Origin of the sequence: Janthinobacterium aestuarii (assembly GCF_046113285.1) — a bacterium.
Lineage (GTDB): Bacteria > Pseudomonadota > Gammaproteobacteria > Burkholderiales > Burkholderiaceae_D > Janthinobacterium.
Genome location: NZ_CP142524.1, coordinates 666293 through 681982 on the forward strand (window position 1 = coordinate 666293; position 15690 = coordinate 681982).

Sequence of the window (15690 nt, forward strand, 5' to 3'; positions counted from 1 at the left end):
TTTTTGTCCGCAAGACAGGCCGATTCCCGCCCTGGGGCGACGGCGCTGGTCCGAATCCGCCCAAATGCGTCGCTTTTCTTTCCATGCCTGCCAACGCCGCCCCGGGGCGCCGCTGGCATGGCGCTTGCACCATGCACGGCGTGACCAACTGCACTCCGGGAGGATGCGATGCGCGCGCAAAGCGGATTTACCCTGATAGAACTGATGATCGTGGTGGCCATCGCCAGCATCCTGGCGGCCGTGGCCATTCCCCAGTACGGCGACTATACGATGCGGGCCAAGGTCAGCAACGTGCTGGCCGCTGCCGCGCCCCTGAAGACGGCCGTGGCCCTGTGCGTGCAGGAAAATGGCGGCGAGGCGGCCGCCTGCAGCACCCCCACCGAAGCCGTGCCCAGCGCCATCCCCGTGTTCAGCCCGACGCGTGAAGTGGCCGGCGCCAAGGTCGACAAGGGCAATATCGAGCTGACCCTGGCGGGCGACCTGGGCAGCGGCTTGGGCGGTCAGAAGGTGAACATGGAGTTGCAGCTCGGCACCAGCAGCCTGAGCTGGTTTAACAGCACCAGCGTGACGAATGCGGCAGCCAAGGAAGCGATTACCCGCACGAATATTCCCAAGGTGGTGGCGACGCAGTAAGCGGCACCTGCCGCGCCCGTGTCAGACGATTTTTTGCCGGTCCGCGATCAGCGCTTCATAGGTGAGGTTTTGCAGCAGCGTGTAGTGGGTCGGTTCCAGGTCGATGAATTGCACGCCATACGTATAGATTTCGGACACTCCGGCGGCGTGGCCATTGGACGGCTTGCCCACGCTGACGTTCTGGATGCGGGCGCGCGTGTTGACGCGCATCTGATGCTTGTTCGGCTGCACCAGCAGGGTAAAGCTCAGTGCGACGCCTTCTTCATCGGGCGTGAGCATGCTGGGTGCCTCGATCAGCGCGCCCGAGACGCTGAGGTTGACGATGAACACGGGCACGGCCGCCACGTCGCGGTAGCTCAGCTGCGCGGGAATCTCCACCTTGACGCGCATGGCCGTGCGCAGGCTGGTGCCCTGGATGGCGTCGGGAAAGCTCAGGTGCACATAGTTGAGCGGACGGCCGAAGAGGCGCAGCACGCTGCACGCAAACGAACAGACGGTGACGCCGGAAAACACGCGGATGGTCAGCTTGTCGCCTTCGTTGAGCACGATGGAGGCGCCGTTTTCCATGGGAATCTTGACGATCAGGTATTCGTCTTTCACATAGCCGATCACGGTCGAGAAATGCTGGATCGGTTTGATGGTGCGGTGCGTGATGAACTGGATGCGTCCCCCCACCTGCAGATTCATGGCCTCGAATTCGAAGTCCTGGAGCTTGCTTTCCGCGGCGGGCGTGTTGCTTGTCATGCGATGCTCATCTGTATATGGTCGACTCGCAGTATGCATGATTTCTTGATGAAAAAGCATTCCTATCAATGAAATTCACTTTCGCATCGAAAAATACCATGGGCACGTGCCGGTGCGCGGTGCAGGCTTTACAATTGCGTCAATATTGACGAATGTAAATCTTATGCCACGCAGCTACTTCTGGACCATGTTGTTCCTGATCCTGCATCAAATCGACGCTGCCTACTGGAACGAGTGGGAGATGTTTCACGTGCCGGGCGGCGTACAGGGTTTTCTCGTGTTTAACCTGGCGGCGATTGCCGTGGTGCTGGCCGGTTACCGGCACGTGCTGCTGGCCACCCCGCGAGCGCCCCTGTATGCTTGTGCCTGCGCCGCGCTGGGCGCGGGCACCTTTCTCATTCACGCCGGCTTTGCGCTGGCGGGACTGGAACAGTTCCACCTGCCCCTGTCGGTCGCCATCATCGGGCTGTGCCTGGCATGCGCCCTATGGCTGCTGCGCGACGTGCGCCGCATCCGGGGCCGGCTGGCGCGCCAGGCGGCATAGTTACACTTCCGCGTGCCAATCGCCCGACTTGCCGCCATGCTTTTCCAGCACGCGCACGTTGGTCATGACCATGCCCCGGTCGACGGCCTTGCACATGTCGTAGATCGTCAGCAAGCCGATCTGCACGGACGTCAGCGCTTCCATTTCCACGCCCGTCTTGCCCGTGGTGTCGACCTGGGCGCGGCAATGCACGCTGTTGGCCGCTTCATCCACGTCGAAATCGACGGTGACGCGCGTGAGGGCCAGCGGGTGGCACAGGGGAATCAGGTCGCTGGTGCGCTTGGCGCCCATGATGGCGGCGATGCGGGCGATGCCCAGCACGTCGCCTTTCTTGGCGTTGCCGGAAATGATCAAGGCCAGGGTGGCCGGCTGCATGCGGATGGTGCCGGCGGCCACGGCGCTGCGGCGCGTGTCCTCCTTGCTGCCCACGTCGACCATATGGGCTTGGCCCGTAGCGTCGAAATGGGTCAGTTCCCCGGCGGGGGCTTGCTTGTCTGCTGTTGTCATGGCGTCAAAATAGGTGAGGAACGGGGGCGCGGCAGGCCGGATCACGGCCCCATGCCACTGGCATGGCGCGTGGGAATGGGCGCCGCTAACAAGGTATGATAGCACCCGTGAATTCAAAAACTCCCCTTCCGATCGTACTTGAAAACGCCGCTGCGGCATGGCTGCGCCGCTTGCGGCGCGCATCCGTGCTGGCTGCATTGTCGCTGGCGGCGCCCTGTGCGCTGGCGCAAACCTATACGTCCGCGCCAGCGGCGCCATCTGCCGGCGCGGCGGCCAAGCCGGGAAGCGGCTGGACGCCCCTGGCCGTGCCGCCGGCGCCGAACCTGCCGAACCTGGGCGATACCTCGCGCGAAGACCTGTCGCCGGCGATGGAGCGCAAGATCGGCGAGGAAATCATGCGCGGCATCCGCGGCGACCGCGACTATCTCGATGACGCGCCTTTGCTCGAATACCTGAATACCTTCGGCAACGCGCTCGTGGCGGCGCGCCCCAGCGTGCGCGGCGAAACGAATTACGACTATTTCTTCTTTGCCGTGCGCGACCCCCAGTTGAACGCGTTTGCCTTGCCGGGCGGTTTCATCGGCGTGCACTCGGCCCTGGTGCTGGCGGCGCAAACGGAGGCGGAACTCGCTTCCGTGCTGTCGCACGAGATCGGCCACGTGGCGCAGCGCCATATCGCGCGCATGCTGGGCCAGCAGCGCCAGGATGCCCTGATGCCGCTGGCCGCCATGCTGCTGGCGGCGCTCGCGTCGCGTGCGGGCGGCGACGTGGCCATGGGCGTGTTTGCCGCCGGCCAGGGCCTGGCCATCCAGCGCCAGCTCAATTTCGGCCGCGACGCCGAACGCGAGGCGGACCGCATCGGTTTCCAGATCATGGGCGAAGCCGGTTTCGACACCACCGGCATGGTGGCCTTTTTCGGCCGCATGCAGGCGGCCAGCCGTTCGTACAGTGACCTGATGCCCGCCTATCTGCAGACCCACCCGCTGACGACGGAACGCATCGCCGACATCCAGGCGCGCATCCGCGAGCAGCCGTACAAGCAGCGTGCGGACAGCCTGAGTTTCCACCTGGCCCGCGCGCGCGCGCGCGTGCTGCAGGATGAAAGCGTGCAAGGCTTGCTGAACGCCAAGGCCGTCTTCAAGACGCAGCTGGAACAGCAAAGCCGCTTCCAGGTGACGGCCGCCCATTACGGCTTGTCCTTTGTCGCCGTCAAGCAGGGCAAGCCGGCGGAGGCGCAAAAGGAACTCGATGCGGCCAATGCCGCCCTGCACCAGCCGGCCGGGCCGAATGTGCTGACGTCGGGCGGCACGCAGGGCCCCAATTCGCTGCTGGCGGCGATGGGGCTGGAAGTGCTGTTGATGCCGGCGCAAAAGAAGGAAGTGGCGCAACAGGCTTTGAAGGCGGCCGATGCGGCGCGCCAGCAGTTTCCCCTCTCGCGCGGCATTGCCCACCAATATGCGGAAGCGCTGATGGCTGCCGGCAAGCTGGAGCAAGCCACCTTGTACCTGCGTGAGCAGGTGCAGCTCTACAAGGAAGAGCCGGAACTGTACGATTTACTGGCGAAAGCCTATGCGGATCAGGGCAAGATGACCTTGCAGCATATGGCGCTGGCCGAATCCTACGTGCTGCAGGGCGCCACCATGGCCGCGCTGGACCAGCTGACGATCGCCCGCAAATCGACGGACGCGACCTTTTATGACCAGGCCGTGATCGATGCGCGCGAGCGCGAATTGCAGGAAAAGCGCCGCGAGCAGATCAAGGACCAGAAGGGCTGACTCCTATTCGGCTTGCGGCATCGGCTGGAAGTCGAAGGTTTGCGGCACGGCGTCGTAGCGCAGCGGCTGCACGGCGATCTCCTTGCCGTTATGCAATAGGGTCAGCTTGCCCCGGCGCTCTTCCAGCCACGCCAGCAAGGCCTCGTCGCTGGCCACCTGACCATCGACGTGCAGGGCGTCCAGCACTTGCGCCATGTCGCGGTCATCGACCTGCGCCACGACCTCGCCCTGGCGCAAGATCAAGACGCCGTTGTCGCACCAATACACCTGCTCGATCTGTTCCAGCGGCGCGCCCGTCTGCAAGACAAAACCGTGCTGCGGGTCGCTGCGGGCGATGTAGGGCGTCGCTTCCAGATTTACATACACGCGCTGCGGGCCGTTCTGGAAGAACCAGCAGCCTCGTTCGTCATGGCCGTAATTGCGGTTGATAAATCCCAGTAGGGCTTCGTGGGCGATCTTGTCGCCAGGCAGTTGTCGCTGTTGCGCATGCTGGTCGCGCATGCGCCAGTGGCCGCGCGCGTCCAGGCCCAGCCAGCCGTAGCAGTGCGGTACGTTCGGCCATTTGGCCAGGGCCTGTTTGACGAGTTCATCCATGTGTAGCGTTTTCCGTGTGCGTTTGCGAACTGCCAGCGTGACAGGTTTGCGGGGCCGGCGGCGCCATGTTGCCGCCCTCAAAAAAATGGAGCAGGCGCTGTGGCAGCCAGCGTGTGCTGCCCGGCAACTTGCCTGCCGCAAAGCCGACGTGGCCGCCGTGGCGCGGATACTCGAGCGTGACCGTCGGCGCGGCGCTGCGCGGCAGGAAGCGCCCGGGCAGGAAGGGATCATTCTGCGCATTCAGCACCAGGGTCGGCACGGTGATGTCCTGCAAGACGTGCTTGGCGCTGGCGCGGTGCCAGTAATCGTCGGCGTCGCGGTAGCCGTGCAGGGGCGCCGTGACGACATTGTCGAAGGCGTGCAAGTCGCGCGCGGCCAGCATGGCGTCGCGCGCGAACAGGCCGGGAAACTGTTCCAGCTTGGCCAGGCATTTCGGTTTGAGCGTGTTCAGGAACATGCGCGTGTAGAGCCGGTTCGCGCCCGAAGACAAGGCCTTGCCCCCTTGCGCCAGGTCCAGCGGGGCCGACACGGCCGCCGCCGCATCGATGAAATCGGCCTGGTGCTGCGACTGGCCCAGCCAGCACAGCAGGGCGTTGCCGCCCAGCGAGACGCCGGCCGCATAAAATTTCCCCGTGGCGCGCGGGCGCAGGCGCTGCACGATCCAGTCCACTTCCTGCGCATCGCCCGAATGGTAAAAGCGGGGCGCCAGGTTCGCTTCGCCCGAGCAGCCGCGAAAGTGCGGCACGGCGCCCGACCAGCCGCGCGCGGCCACCTCGGCCATCAGGGCGCGCGCGTAATGGCTGTTCGACGAGCCTTCCAGGCCGTGGAACAGCAGCACGAAGGGCTGGCCCGGCTGGCCGTCGACCAGGTCGACGTCGACGAAGTCGCCATCGGGCGCTTGCCAGCGTTCGCGGCGGAAGGCCACGGCCGGCTTGGCGAGGCACACGGCAGGATAAATCGTCTGCGCGTGGCCGCCAGGCAGCCAGAGCGGGGCGGTATAGGGGGCGTTGTCAATAAGCGGCAAAGACATCAGTGCAGTATCTGCGTTCCCGTGGCGTCGGCCGGCGCGCCGCCCGGGGCGATGGACGCGTGGTGCAGCACGATGCGCCAGCCGCGCGGCGTTTTCACATACACATTCGTCGCCAGCAGATGCGCCGGTGCGCCGTCTTCATTTGTGACGCCTTCGATGACCGTGTGCACCGAACTCATCAGATTGTGCGTTTCATGCAGCTGCGCCGGCACGATGTGCAGGCCGCCGCCCGCCAGGATGGTTTCCCACGAGGCGCGGATGGCGGCATGGCCGATCAGGCGCGCGCCGCCCGGGTGGATGCAGACGATTTCTTCATCGTCGGCCCATAGCGCCATCAGCGCTTCGAGGTCGGCGCGGTGCAAGGCATCGTAGAACGCCGCTTCGACTTCCGCGGCGCTGCCATTGAGTTCTTTCAGACGTTTCATGACGACTCCGGGCTGAACGGTATAACTTGATGCACATAAAAACGGCGCGCTGGGGGCGCGCCGCTGGGCAGTTTAATGATGGCCGGCGCTGGCGCCTTCCTTCAGGGTGTAGGCCGTGCCGCAGTACGGGCACTTGGCGATACCGTCCTTGTTGAATTCCAGAAACACGCGCGGATGCGATGACCACAGCGGCATGGCCGGGTTAGGGCAGTGGGCTGGCAAGTCTTTACCGTCGAGTTCGACCGCTGGCTGGGTGGTTTTTGTCATCTTGTCATGCTCCGTGAGGCTGTATGGATGGAAGTCGGCTGCTGCCAAAAGTACGATTTTAACGGATTCAGGCAGACAGCAAAAATCATGGCTAAAATGGCGGCTTGATCATCTTCGGCTGCGGCGCGGGTTTTCGCGGAAATATGGCGGCTGCAGCGCCACACTGACTGGATTTGCCTTGCCGGTATCACCGTTGCCGCCCTTGTCGTCTTGCACCATTGTTGTGCAGTTACCACACTCAGCCTGCCGGGGGCTCGCATGAACACCCGCGTGAACGCCGTCCCGGCCAGCAGCGATCATGCCGTGCTGAAAGATGCCTGGCGCGCCGGCCTGAACCTGGGGGCGCCCACCCTGCTGGGCATCGCCGCCTGGGGCATGGTGGTGGGCGTGGCCATGGTGAAAAGCGGCCTGACTGTCGCGCAGGCGGGGGCCATGACCCTGTTTGTCTTTGCCGGCTCGGCCCAGCTCGCATCCTTGCCCCTGCTGGCCGCGCAAGCGCCCGTGTGGGTGATCTTCGCCACGGCCCTCGTCGTTAATTTGCGTTTTGTCATCTTTTCCGTGCTGCTGGCCCCGCATTTCGCCCATCTGCCGTGGCGCCAGCGCTTTGCGCTCGGCTATGTGGCCGGCGACATCACCGTGGGCCTGTTCCTGCAGCGTTACCCGCACGAAACGCCGGACCCGGCCAAGCTGCCTTTCCTGAAAGGCTTGATCTACCCCAACTGGCTGGCCTGGCAAATCGGTTCCTTCATCGGCATCGTGCTGGGCGCCGTCGTGCCGGCCGAATGGGGGCTGGGTTTTGCGGGCACGCTGGCGATCCTGTGCGTGACGGTGCCGCTGATTCTGAGCCGCGCCGCCCTGTGCGGCGTGCTGGTGGCGGGCACGGTGGCCGTGCTGGCGTTCAGCCTGCCGTATAAGCTGGGCTTGCTGGTGGCCGTCGTGGTGGGCATGGTCAGCGCCATGGCCGTGGAAGAATTGACAGAAAAATGGACAAAACGCCATGTTTGACGGCATAGCCTTGGGCAGGGCCGATGTGTGGATCGCCATCGCCGTGCTGGTGGTGGCGACTGCCGCCACGCGCAGCACCTTCTGGCTGATCGGCCACCACATCACCATTCCGCGCCGCGTGGGCGAGATGCTGCGCTATGCGCCGGCCTGCGCGCTGGCGGCCATCATTGCGCCCGACATGCTGATGGAAGGGCCGCAAGTGCACTTTGACTTGTCGAATCTGAAACTCTTGTCGGGTATTGCCGCTACGCTCTTTTTCGTGATTCGCCGCAATATGCTGCAAACCATCGTGTTCGGCATGCTGGTTTTCACGGGCTTGCGACTGTTGCATGTTTTTCAGTAAAGCAGGACAAATCGGCGATTTGGTCTGGTCATTGCGGTAAAATAGCGCACTTCCTTCCACTCGTCATCTGGATCGCCATGTCAGCTGTTCTCAACTTCATCCGTCTGCAAGATTTGATCGCCCAAAATGCACTGCAAGGCAAGCGCGTATTCATCCGCGCCGACTTGAACGTCCCGCAAGATGACAGTGGCAAGATCACCGAAGATACGCGCATCCGCGCTTCGGTGCCGGCCATCCGCGCCGCCCTCGACGCTGGCGCCGCCGTCATGGTGACGTCGCACCTGGGCCGTCCGACGGAAGGCGAGTTCAAGCCGGCCGACAGCCTGGCGCCCGTGGCCGCCCGCTTGTCCGAGCTGCTGGGCCAGGAAGTTGCATTGAAACAAAACTGGGTCGATGGCGCCGGCCTGGAAAACCTGGCTGCCGGCCAGGTCGTCCTGCTGGAAAACGTGCGCGTCAACAAGGGCGAAAAGAAAAACAGCGATGAGCTGGCGCAAAAAATGGCGAAATTGTGCGATATCTACGTCAATGACGCGTTCGGCACGGCCCACCGCGCCGAGGCGTCCACGCACGGCATCGCCAAGTTCGCGCCCGTCGCCTGCGCCGGCCCGCTGCTGGCCGCCGAACTCGATGCACTGGGCAAAGCGCTGCACGCGCCAGCCCGCCCGCTGCTGGCCATCGTTGCCGGTTCGAAAGTATCGAGCAAGCTGACCATTTTGAAAGCCCTGTCCGACAAGGTCGATAACCTGATCGTCGGCGGCGGCATCGCCAATACCTTCATGAAAGCCGTTGGCTTGAACGTCGGCAAGTCGCTGGTGGAAGCGGAACTCGTCGACGAAGCGAAAGCCATCATCGACATCATGGCCAAACGGGGCGCGCAAGTGCCGATTCCCGTCGACGTCGTGTGCGCCAAGGAGTTTTCGCCGACAGCCGCTGCCACCGTCAAGGACGTGGCCGACGTGGCGGATGACGACATGATCCTCGATATCGGCCCGAAAACGGCCGCCCTGCTGGCGCAGCAGATCGCCGCCGCCGGCACCATCGTGTGGAACGGCCCCGTGGGCGTGTTCGAATTCGACCAGTTCGGCAACGGCACCAAGACCCTGGCCCTGGCGATTGCCGAGTCGAAAGCATTTTCGATCGCCGGCGGTGGCGACACCCTGGCGGCGATTGCCAAATACGATATTACGGATAAAATCAGCTATATCTCGACGGGCGGTGGCGCTTTCCTGGAGTTCCTGGAGGGCAAGACACTACCGGCAGTGGAAATCCTGATGCAACGCGCCGGCTAAGACGGAGCGTTCAGCAGTTCAGTACCAAGCGCAGCCTGACCGCTGCGCTTTTACCTTGCCGGCGGCTGTCTCAAACCGGCCTTGCTCACCTTCGCTCGCGCACAAGGATTCCTATGCCACGTGGTACAAAAATCGTAGCAACAATCGGCCCCGCCTCCACCGACTTCGATATCCTGGTCAAAATGATACGTGCGGGCGTCGACGTGGTGCGCTTGAATTTTTCCCACGGCAAGGCGCAGGACCATATCGACCGCGCCGCGCTGGTGCGCCTGGCGGCGGCCGAGTGTGGCCGCGAAGTGGCCATCATGGCCGATATGCAAGGGCCGAAGATTCGTGTCGGCAAGTTTGAAAACACGCGCATTCAGCTCGAAGCGGGCGAGCGCTTCATCCTCGACGCCAAGTGGGGAGAAAACGGCGAGCTGGGCAACCAGGAACGGGTCGGCCTCGACTACAAGGCCTTGCCGCGCGACTTGCACAAGGGCGACGTGCTGCTGCTGAACGATGGCCTCATCGTGCTGATCGTCGAGCGCATCCACGGCAGCGAAATCCACACCACCGTCAAGATCGGCGGTGAGTTGTCGAATAACAAGGGCATCAACCGCCAGGGCGGCGGCCTGTCCGCGCCCGCGCTGACGGCCAAGGATATGGAAGATATCAAGACGGCCATGAGTTTCCAGGCCGACTATCTCGCCATTTCCTTCCCGAAATGCGCGACCGACATGGAAATGGCGCGCCAGCTGGCCAATATCGCGGGCGAACCGTACCACCACAAGCCGATGATGATCGCCAAGATCGAACGGGCGGAAGCCATTCCTGCCCTGCAAGAGATTCTCGACGCCTCCGACGGCATCATGGTGGCGCGCGGCGACCTGGCCGTGGAAGTGGGCAACGCGGCCGTGCCGGCCCTGCAGAAGCGCATGATCAAGATGGCGCGCGCGTCCAACAAGCTGGCGATCACGGCCACGCAGATGATGGAATCGATGATCGTCAATGCCGTGCCGACCCGCGCGGAAGTGTCCGATGTAGCCAATGCCGTGTTGGACGGCACGGATGCCGTCATGACGTCGGCCGAAACGGCCTCGGGCAAGTACCCGATCGAGACGGTGGAAATGATGGCCGCCATCTGCGTCGAAGCGGAGCAGTCCGAATACAACAAGCTCGATGCCGACTTCCTCAACGTCACGTTTACCCGCATCGACCAGTCGATCGCCTACGGCGCGCTGTTTACAGCCCACCACCTGCGCGTGAAAGCCATCGTGGCGCTGACGGAATCGGGTTCCACCGCCTTGTGGATGAGCCGCCACAGTATCGATACGCCGATCTATGCGCTCACGCCGAGCGTCACGACTTTGCGCAAAGCCGCGCTGTACCGCAATGTTCGGGCGTATCATCTGATGCAGAACGCTCCCAGCGCGCAGGTGCTGAAGCAGGCGGAAGAGCTGCTGGTGGCGCAGGGCATCGTCAAAAAGGGCGACATGATCGTCGTCACCTGGGGCGAGCCGATGGGCCAGGTGGGCGGTACGAATGCATTAAAGATTGTGACAGTCGGCGAATTTGAATAAGGCCCAAGAATTCAGGCGCCGGCGCGGTTATTGACCACCGCGAAGCGCCGCAACGGTTTCTATTGTTATCTGGAGTATTACCATGTCTCTCGTATCCATGCGTCAACTGCTGGACCATGCCGCCGAAAACGGCTATGGCATTCCTGCTTTCAACGTCAACAACCTGGAACAAGTGCAAGCCATCATGGCTGCCGCCGATGCGCTCAACAGCCCGGTGATCATGCAGGCGTCTGCTGGCGCGCGCAAGTACGCCGGTGAAGCGTTCCTGCGCCACCTGATCGACGCCGCCGTCGAAGCGTATCCGCACATCCCCGTCGTCATGCACCAGGATCACGGCCAGTCGCCGGCCGTCTGCATGGCCGCCATCCGCTCGGGTTTTACTTCCGTGATGATGGACGGTTCGCTGGAAGCGGACGGCAAGTCGGTCGCGTCGTACGAATACAACGTGGAAGTGTCGCGTGAAGTGGTGAAATTCTCGCACGCCATCGGCGTGACGGTGGAAGCGGAACTGGGCGTGCTCGGTTCGCTGGAAACCATGAAAGGCGACAAGGAAGACGGCCACGGCGCCGACGGCACCATGACGCGCGAGCAACTGCTGACGGATGTGGCGCAAGCGGCCGATTTCGTGCAGCGCACCCAGTGCGACGCCCTGGCGATCGCCATCGGCACCTCGCACGGCGCCTACAAATTCACGCGCAAGCCGACGGGCGACATCCTGGCCATCGACCGCATCAAGGAAATCCACGCGCGCATCCCGAACACCCACCTGGTGATGCACGGTTCCTCGTCGGTGCCGCAGGAATTGCTGGCCATCATCCGCGAATTTGGCGGCGACATGAAGGAAACCTACGGCGTGCCAGTCGAAGAAATCCAGGAAGGCATCCGTCACGGCGTGCGCAAGATCAACATCGACACCGATATCCGCCTGGCGATGACGGCCGCGATCCGCAAGTACCTGTTCGAAAACCCGTCGAAATTCGACCCGCGCGACTTCCTGAAGCCAGCCCGCACCGCCGCCGAGCAAATCGTGCGCGCGCGCATGCAGGCTTTCGGCTGCGAAGGCCAGGCGTCGAAAATCAAGGTCATCACGATGGAAAAAATGGCCGAGCGCTACAAGGCCGGCGAGCTGTCGCAAATTGTGAAGTAAAATTCTGTCTGGAACGGGCCGGAAGCAATGCTCCGTGCCCGATTTTCTCGACCGGCGGGCGCCTTCCCTGCCTGCCGGTTTCGTTTCATCCAACTATTCCCCCGCTATGAACAGCCTCTATCAGACTTCCATCCATTCCCTGCCATTGCTGGGCCACGGCAAGGTCCGCGACAACTACGCCGTTGGCGACGACAAGATCCTGATCGTCACCACGGACCGCCTGTCGGCCTTCGATGTCGTCATGAATGAGCCTATCCCCGGCAAGGGCAAGGTCCTCAACCAGATGAGCGATTTCTGGTTCGAGAAACTGGGCCATATCGTGCCGAACCACCTGACCGGCGTGGCGCCGGAGTCCGTGGTGGCGCCCGAGGAAGTGGAGCAAGTCAAGGGCCGCGCCGTCGTGGCCAAGCGCCTGAAGCCCATCATGGTCGAGGCAGTCGTGCGCGGCTACATCATTGGTTCGGGCTGGAAAGATTACCAGGACACGGGCAGCATCTGCGGCATCAAGCTGCCAGCCGGCCTGCAACAGGCGGAAAAGCTGCCGGAACCGATCTTCACCCCGGCGGCCAAGGCCGAACTGGGCGAGCATGACGAAAACATCAGCTTTGCGGAAATGGAAGAGCGCATCGGCGCGGAACTGGCCGCCAAGATGCGCGACGTCGCCATCGCCTTGTACAAGACGGCCGCCGAATATGCGGCCACGCGCGGCATCATCATCGCCGACACCAAGTTTGAATTCGGCCTGGACGACAACGGCGTCATGCATCTGATGGATGAAGTGCTGACGGCCGATTCCTCGCGCTTCTGGCCAGCGGACTCGTATCAGCCTGGCATTTCGCCGCCGTCGTTCGACAAGCAATTCGTGCGTGACTATCTGGAAACACTGACCTGGGGCAAGACCGCACCGGCGCCGGCGCTGCCGGCCGACGTCATCGAAAAAACCCAGGCCAAGTACTTTGAAGCCATCGAACGCCTGACGGGCGAGAAGCTGAAGGCCTGAGATGAGCGAGCAGAATAAGCCGCTGGTCGGCGTCATCATGGGTTCGTCTTCGGACTGGGACGTGATGCAGAACGCGGTCGCCATCCTGAAACAGTTTGGCGTGCCGTACGAAGCGCAAGTCATTTCCGCGCACCGCATGCCCGATGAGATGTATGCGTATGCGAAAAGCGCACGCGCGCGCGGCTTGCGCGCCATCATCGCCGGCGCCGGCGGCGCCGCCCACCTGCCTGGCATGGTGGCGGCGATGACCATCGTGCCCGTGCTGGGCGTGCCCGTGCCGTCGAAGTATTTGCGCGGCGAAGATTCCATGCTGTCGATCCTGCAAATGCCCAAGGGCGTGCCCGTGGCCACCTTCGCCATCGGCGAAGCGGGCGCGGCGAATGCGGCGCTGACGGCCGTGGCGATGCTTGCCGCCAACGACGACGCCCTGGCCGAGCAGCTGGAAGCCTTCCGTGCCACGCAAACGGCCGCCGCCAAGGCCATGGTCTTGCCTGAATAATGTGCTTGAAAAATAATGAATAGTAAATCGACTTCCCCATTGCTGCCCGCGGCCAACCCACCGGCATGGCTGGGCGTGATGGGCGGCGGCCAGCTCGGCCGCATGTTTGCCCAGGCCGCCCAGAGCATGGGCTACCAAGTGGCCGTGCTGGAACCATCGGACGCCTGCCCTGCGGGGCAGGTGGCGCAGCGCCTGGTCAATGCCGGCTACAGCGATGCGGCCGGACTCGACGCCCTGGCCGCGCAGTGTCTGGCCGTCACCACGGAATTCGAGAACGTGCCGGCCGACAGCCTGTCGCGCCTGGCCGAACGCGTGTTTGTGGCGCCCAACGCCCACGGCGTGTCGGTGGCGCAAGACCGCATCGCGGAAAAGCGTTTCTTTGTCGCCTGCGCCCCGAAATCGGGCGTGCTGCCGGCGCCGCATACGGTGATCGCCACGCAGCTTGACATCGACGGCATCGCCGACGACTTGCTGCCAGGCATACTGAAAACCGTGCGCATGGGCTATGACGGCAAGGGCCAGTTCCGCGTGCGCACGCGCGACGACGTGCGCGCCGCCTTCGCGGAAATGGGCGAGGTAACTTGCCTGCTGGAAAAGATGCTGCCGCTGGCCTATGAAGTGTCCGTGCTGACGGCGCGCGGCGTGGACGGCGCATCGGTCGTGTATCCGATCGCCGAAAACGTGCACCGCGACGGCGTGCTGTTTACTACCACGGTGCCGGGCCCGAACGTGTCGGACGACTGCGCCGCCAGGGCGCAGCGGGCGGCGCAGGCCATGGTTGCCGAACTCGGCTATGTCGGTGTGCTGTGCATCGAATTTTTCGTGCTGGAAGATGGCAGCCTGGTGGTCAACGAAATGGCGCCGCGTCCGCATAACAGCGGCCACTACACGATGGATGCCTGCGTCACCAGCCAGTTCGCGCAGCAGGTACGCGCCATGGCGCGGCTGCCGCTGGGCGAGGTGCGCCAACATTCGCCGGCCGTGATGCTCAACCTCCTCGGCGACGCCTGGTTTGCCGACGGCAGCGATGTCGCCAGCGAGCCGGCCTGGGACCGCATCCTGGCTTTGCCGGGCGCGTGTCTGCACCTGTACGGCAAGGACGATCCGCGCCGTGGCCGCAAGATGGGTCACCTGACCTTCATCGCCGCTACCTTGCAAGAGGCGCAGCAGCGCCTGCGCGACGCTTGCCTGATCCTGGGAATCGCGCCGTGAGCGTGCCCGCACACGACCTGGCGGCGGCGGCCGCCGTGCTGGAAGCGGGCGGCCTCGTCGCTTTCCCGACGGAAACCGTGTACGGCCTGGGCGCCGATGCGGAAAACCCGGCCGCCGTGGCGCGCATCTATGAAGCCAAGGGCCGTCCCTCGGACCATCCCGTGATCGTGCACGTGGCGCCGGGCGCCGACCTGGCGCACTGGTCCGATGATATTCCGGTCGAGGCGGAACAGCTGGTGGCCGCCTTCTGGCCCGGTCCGCTGACCCTGATCGTCAAGCGAGCCGCGCATATCCCCGATGCCGTTTCCGGCGGCCAAGATACGGTGGGCTTGCGCTGCCCCTCGCATCCGGTGGCTATCGAACTGCTACGCACTTTCAAGGGCGGCAACGGCGGCCTGGCGGCGCCGTCGGCGAACAAGTTCGGCAACGTCAGCCCCACCACGGCGCAGCACGTGCGCGATGAATTCGCGGCGGAGCTCGACAGCGGCTTGCTGGGCCTGGTGCTCGACGGCGGGCAGAGCGACGTGGGCATCGAGTCGACCATCGTCGACCTGTCGCGCCTGGCCACGCACGGTCCCGTGTTGTTGCGTCCCGGCCATATCAGCAGCGAGCAGATCGCCGCCGTCATTGGCCGCGCACCGGCCGTGGCCGACGCGGCCGCACCGCGTGCCTCGGGCACCCTGGAATCGCACTATGCGCCACACACGCCTGTTGCGATGCAGCACAGCGACGACGTGCGCGCCACCTTGAACCGCCTGCTCAATGACGGGCGCCGCGTGGCGCTGATCCACTACTCGGATCTGCCGCCGGCCAGCGCCAGCGTGCGCCTGGCCGCCAGCCCGGAAAACTACGCACATGCGCTGTATGCCTCGCTGCGCACGATGGACCAGGTCGGCGCCGAGCTGATCCTCGTCGAAGCGCCACCGACGGGCCCCGCGTGGCTCGGCGTCAACGACCGTTTGCGGCGTGCCGCGTTCGGCTCAAGTGGTATCTTGCAGCAATTCCTGTCCGTCTGAAAAAAGCCCCGCAAGGGGCTTTTTCTTGATGCAGCGCAATAGCAATGCTTGCCACGAAACATAGTAAATCCTCCATAATTCAGCAGATCGCCCGGCCA

Annotated in this window: 18 protein-coding genes; 12 read left to right on the top strand and 6 right to left on the bottom strand. The window is 63.8% G+C overall.

The features are described 5' to 3' along the window. Positions 1–168 precede the first annotated feature (168 nt). The gene (locus tag OX462_RS02985) at positions 169–633 is read left to right on the top strand and encodes a pilin (protein ID WP_409027740.1); all 465 of its coding nucleotides are present in this window, start codon (positions 169–171) and stop codon (positions 631–633) included. Positions 634–654: 21 nt separating this feature from the next. Here OX462_RS02985 and OX462_RS02990 read toward each other — a convergent pair whose 3' ends face one another. Then, positions 655–1377 (bottom strand): flagellar brake protein, encoded by a 723-nt coding sequence (locus tag OX462_RS02990; RefSeq protein WP_409027741.1) that lies wholly within the window; start codon positions 1375–1377, stop codon positions 655–657. A gap of 163 nt (positions 1378–1540) precedes the next feature. Between OX462_RS02990 and OX462_RS02995 the strand changes: the two genes are divergently transcribed. Continuing rightward, positions 1541–1921, top strand: coding sequence for a DUF6713 family protein (locus OX462_RS02995; protein ID WP_409027742.1), 381 nt, complete (start codon positions 1541–1543; stop codon positions 1919–1921). Here the strand turns inward: OX462_RS02995 and moaC are convergent, their stop codons facing one another. Continuing rightward, positions 1922–2428: a cyclic pyranopterin monophosphate synthase MoaC gene (gene moaC / locus OX462_RS03000; protein WP_070220374.1), complete on the bottom strand. Its 507-nt coding sequence runs from the start codon at positions 2426–2428 to the stop codon at positions 1922–1924. A 185-nt stretch (positions 2429–2613) separates the two neighbouring features. On the opposite strand from moaC, the gene OX462_RS03005 reads away from it, so the two are divergent. After that, positions 2614–4203, top strand: a complete 1590-nt coding sequence (locus OX462_RS03005; RefSeq protein WP_070220741.1) for a M48 family metalloprotease — start codon at positions 2614–2616, stop codon at positions 4201–4203. A gap of 3 nt (positions 4204–4206) precedes the next feature. On the opposite strand, the gene OX462_RS03010 is transcribed toward OX462_RS03005, so the two are convergent. The 4 genes from OX462_RS03010 to OX462_RS03025 all read right to left on the bottom strand — a co-directional run bounded on the left by OX462_RS03010 (position 4207) and on the right by OX462_RS03025 (position 6519). Beyond that, positions 4207–4797 carry a DUF2946 family protein gene (locus OX462_RS03010; RefSeq protein ID WP_070220372.1) on the bottom strand — a complete coding sequence of 197 codons (591 nt, stop codon included), beginning with the start codon at positions 4795–4797 and terminating at the stop codon, positions 4207–4209. Next, complete coding sequence (locus tag OX462_RS03015; RefSeq protein WP_070220370.1) at positions 4790–5827, bottom strand: YheT family hydrolase; 1038 nt, start codon at positions 5825–5827, stop codon at positions 4790–4792. Before OX462_RS03015 ends, OX462_RS03010 begins: the two co-directional genes overlap by 8 nt. Continuing rightward, positions 5827–6252, bottom strand: coding sequence for a YybH family protein (locus tag OX462_RS03020; protein WP_070220368.1), 426 nt, complete (start codon positions 6250–6252; stop codon positions 5827–5829). Before OX462_RS03020 ends, OX462_RS03015 begins: the two co-directional genes overlap by 1 nt. A 72-nt stretch (positions 6253–6324) precedes the next feature. Then, complete coding sequence (locus OX462_RS03025; protein ID WP_070220739.1) at positions 6325–6519, bottom strand: zinc-finger domain-containing protein; 195 nt, start codon at positions 6517–6519, stop codon at positions 6325–6327. Positions 6520–6777: 258 nt separating this feature from the next. Here OX462_RS03025 and OX462_RS03030 point away from each other — a divergent pair, with 258 nt between their 5' ends. The 9 genes from OX462_RS03030 to OX462_RS03070 all read left to right on the top strand — a co-directional run bounded on the left by OX462_RS03030 (position 6778) and on the right by OX462_RS03070 (position 15592). Continuing rightward, positions 6778–7524: an AzlC family ABC transporter permease gene (locus OX462_RS03030; RefSeq protein ID WP_162995784.1), complete on the top strand. Its 747-nt coding sequence runs from the start codon at positions 6778–6780 to the stop codon at positions 7522–7524. Then, entirely contained in the window at positions 7517–7867 is a 351-nt protein-coding gene (locus OX462_RS03035; RefSeq protein ID WP_070220364.1) for a branched-chain amino acid transport AzlD family protein, read from the top strand. The genes OX462_RS03030 and OX462_RS03035 overlap by 8 nt, the downstream gene beginning before the upstream one ends. Before the next feature lie 77 nt (positions 7868–7944). After that, complete coding sequence (locus OX462_RS03040; protein ID WP_409027743.1) at positions 7945–9156, top strand: phosphoglycerate kinase; 1212 nt, start codon at positions 7945–7947, stop codon at positions 9154–9156. 113 nt (positions 9157–9269) lie between these two features. Further along, a complete protein-coding gene (pyk, locus tag OX462_RS03045) occupies positions 9270–10718 on the top strand; it encodes a pyruvate kinase (RefSeq protein WP_070220360.1) in 1449 nt (482 codons plus the stop codon). An 82-nt stretch (positions 10719–10800) separates the two neighbouring features. Then, positions 10801–11865, top strand: a complete 1065-nt coding sequence (gene fba / locus OX462_RS03050) for a class II fructose-bisphosphate aldolase (protein ID WP_010401625.1) — start codon at positions 10801–10803, stop codon at positions 11863–11865. Between the two features lie 106 nt (positions 11866–11971). Further along, on the top strand, positions 11972–12865 hold the full coding sequence (locus tag OX462_RS03055) for a phosphoribosylaminoimidazolesuccinocarboxamide synthase (protein ID WP_070220356.1): 894 nt from the start codon (positions 11972–11974) through the stop codon (positions 12863–12865). A gap of 1 nt (position 12866) precedes the next feature. After that, a complete protein-coding gene (purE, locus tag OX462_RS03060; RefSeq protein ID WP_070220354.1) occupies positions 12867–13364 on the top strand; it encodes a 5-(carboxyamino)imidazole ribonucleotide mutase in 498 nt (165 codons plus the stop codon). Between the two features lie 15 nt (positions 13365–13379). Then, a complete protein-coding gene (locus OX462_RS03065; protein WP_409027744.1) occupies positions 13380–14576 on the top strand; it encodes a 5-(carboxyamino)imidazole ribonucleotide synthase in 1197 nt (398 codons plus the stop codon). Beyond that, complete coding sequence (locus OX462_RS03070; protein ID WP_070220350.1) at positions 14573–15592, top strand: L-threonylcarbamoyladenylate synthase; 1020 nt, start codon at positions 14573–14575, stop codon at positions 15590–15592. The genes OX462_RS03065 and OX462_RS03070 overlap by 4 nt, the downstream gene beginning before the upstream one ends. The last annotated feature ends 98 nt before the right edge of the window (positions 15593–15690 follow it).

Bases quoted from the DNA above. Each gene is read 5' to 3' on its own strand.
- OX462_RS02985 (WP_409027740.1), top strand. From the start codon at position 169: ATGCGCGCGCAAAGCGGATTTACCCTGATAGAACTGATGATCGTGGTG.
- OX462_RS02990 (WP_409027741.1), bottom strand. From the start codon at position 1,377: ATGACAAGCAACACGCCCGCCGCGGAAAGCAAGCTCCAGGACTTCGAA.
- OX462_RS02995 (WP_409027742.1), top strand. From the start codon at position 1,541: ATGCCACGCAGCTACTTCTGGACCATGTTGTTCCTGATCCTGCATCAA.
- moaC (WP_070220374.1), bottom strand. From the start codon at position 2,428: ATGACAACAGCAGACAAGCAAGCCCCCGCCGGGGAACTGACCCATTTC.
- OX462_RS03010 (WP_070220372.1), bottom strand. From the start codon at position 4,797: ATGGATGAACTCGTCAAACAGGCCCTGGCCAAATGGCCGAACGTACCG.
- OX462_RS03015 (WP_070220370.1), bottom strand. From the start codon at position 5,827: ATGTCTTTGCCGCTTATTGACAACGCCCCCTATACCGCCCCGCTCTGG.
- OX462_RS03020 (WP_070220368.1), bottom strand. From the start codon at position 6,252: ATGAAACGTCTGAAAGAACTCAATGGCAGCGCCGCGGAAGTCGAAGCG.
- OX462_RS03025 (WP_070220739.1), bottom strand. From the start codon at position 6,519: ATGACAAAAACCACCCAGCCAGCGGTCGAACTCGACGGTAAAGACTTG.
- OX462_RS03030 (WP_162995784.1), top strand. From the start codon at position 6,778: ATGAACACCCGCGTGAACGCCGTCCCGGCCAGCAGCGATCATGCCGTG.
- OX462_RS03035 (WP_070220364.1), top strand. From the start codon at position 7,517: ATGTTTGACGGCATAGCCTTGGGCAGGGCCGATGTGTGGATCGCCATC.
- OX462_RS03040 (WP_409027743.1), top strand. From the start codon at position 7,945: ATGTCAGCTGTTCTCAACTTCATCCGTCTGCAAGATTTGATCGCCCAA.
- pyk (WP_070220360.1), top strand. From the start codon at position 9,270: ATGCCACGTGGTACAAAAATCGTAGCAACAATCGGCCCCGCCTCCACC.
- fba (WP_010401625.1), top strand. From the start codon at position 10,801: ATGTCTCTCGTATCCATGCGTCAACTGCTGGACCATGCCGCCGAAAAC.
- OX462_RS03055 (WP_070220356.1), top strand. From the start codon at position 11,972: ATGAACAGCCTCTATCAGACTTCCATCCATTCCCTGCCATTGCTGGGC.
- purE (WP_070220354.1), top strand. From the start codon at position 12,867: ATGAGCGAGCAGAATAAGCCGCTGGTCGGCGTCATCATGGGTTCGTCT.
- OX462_RS03065 (WP_409027744.1), top strand. From the start codon at position 13,380: ATGAATAGTAAATCGACTTCCCCATTGCTGCCCGCGGCCAACCCACCG.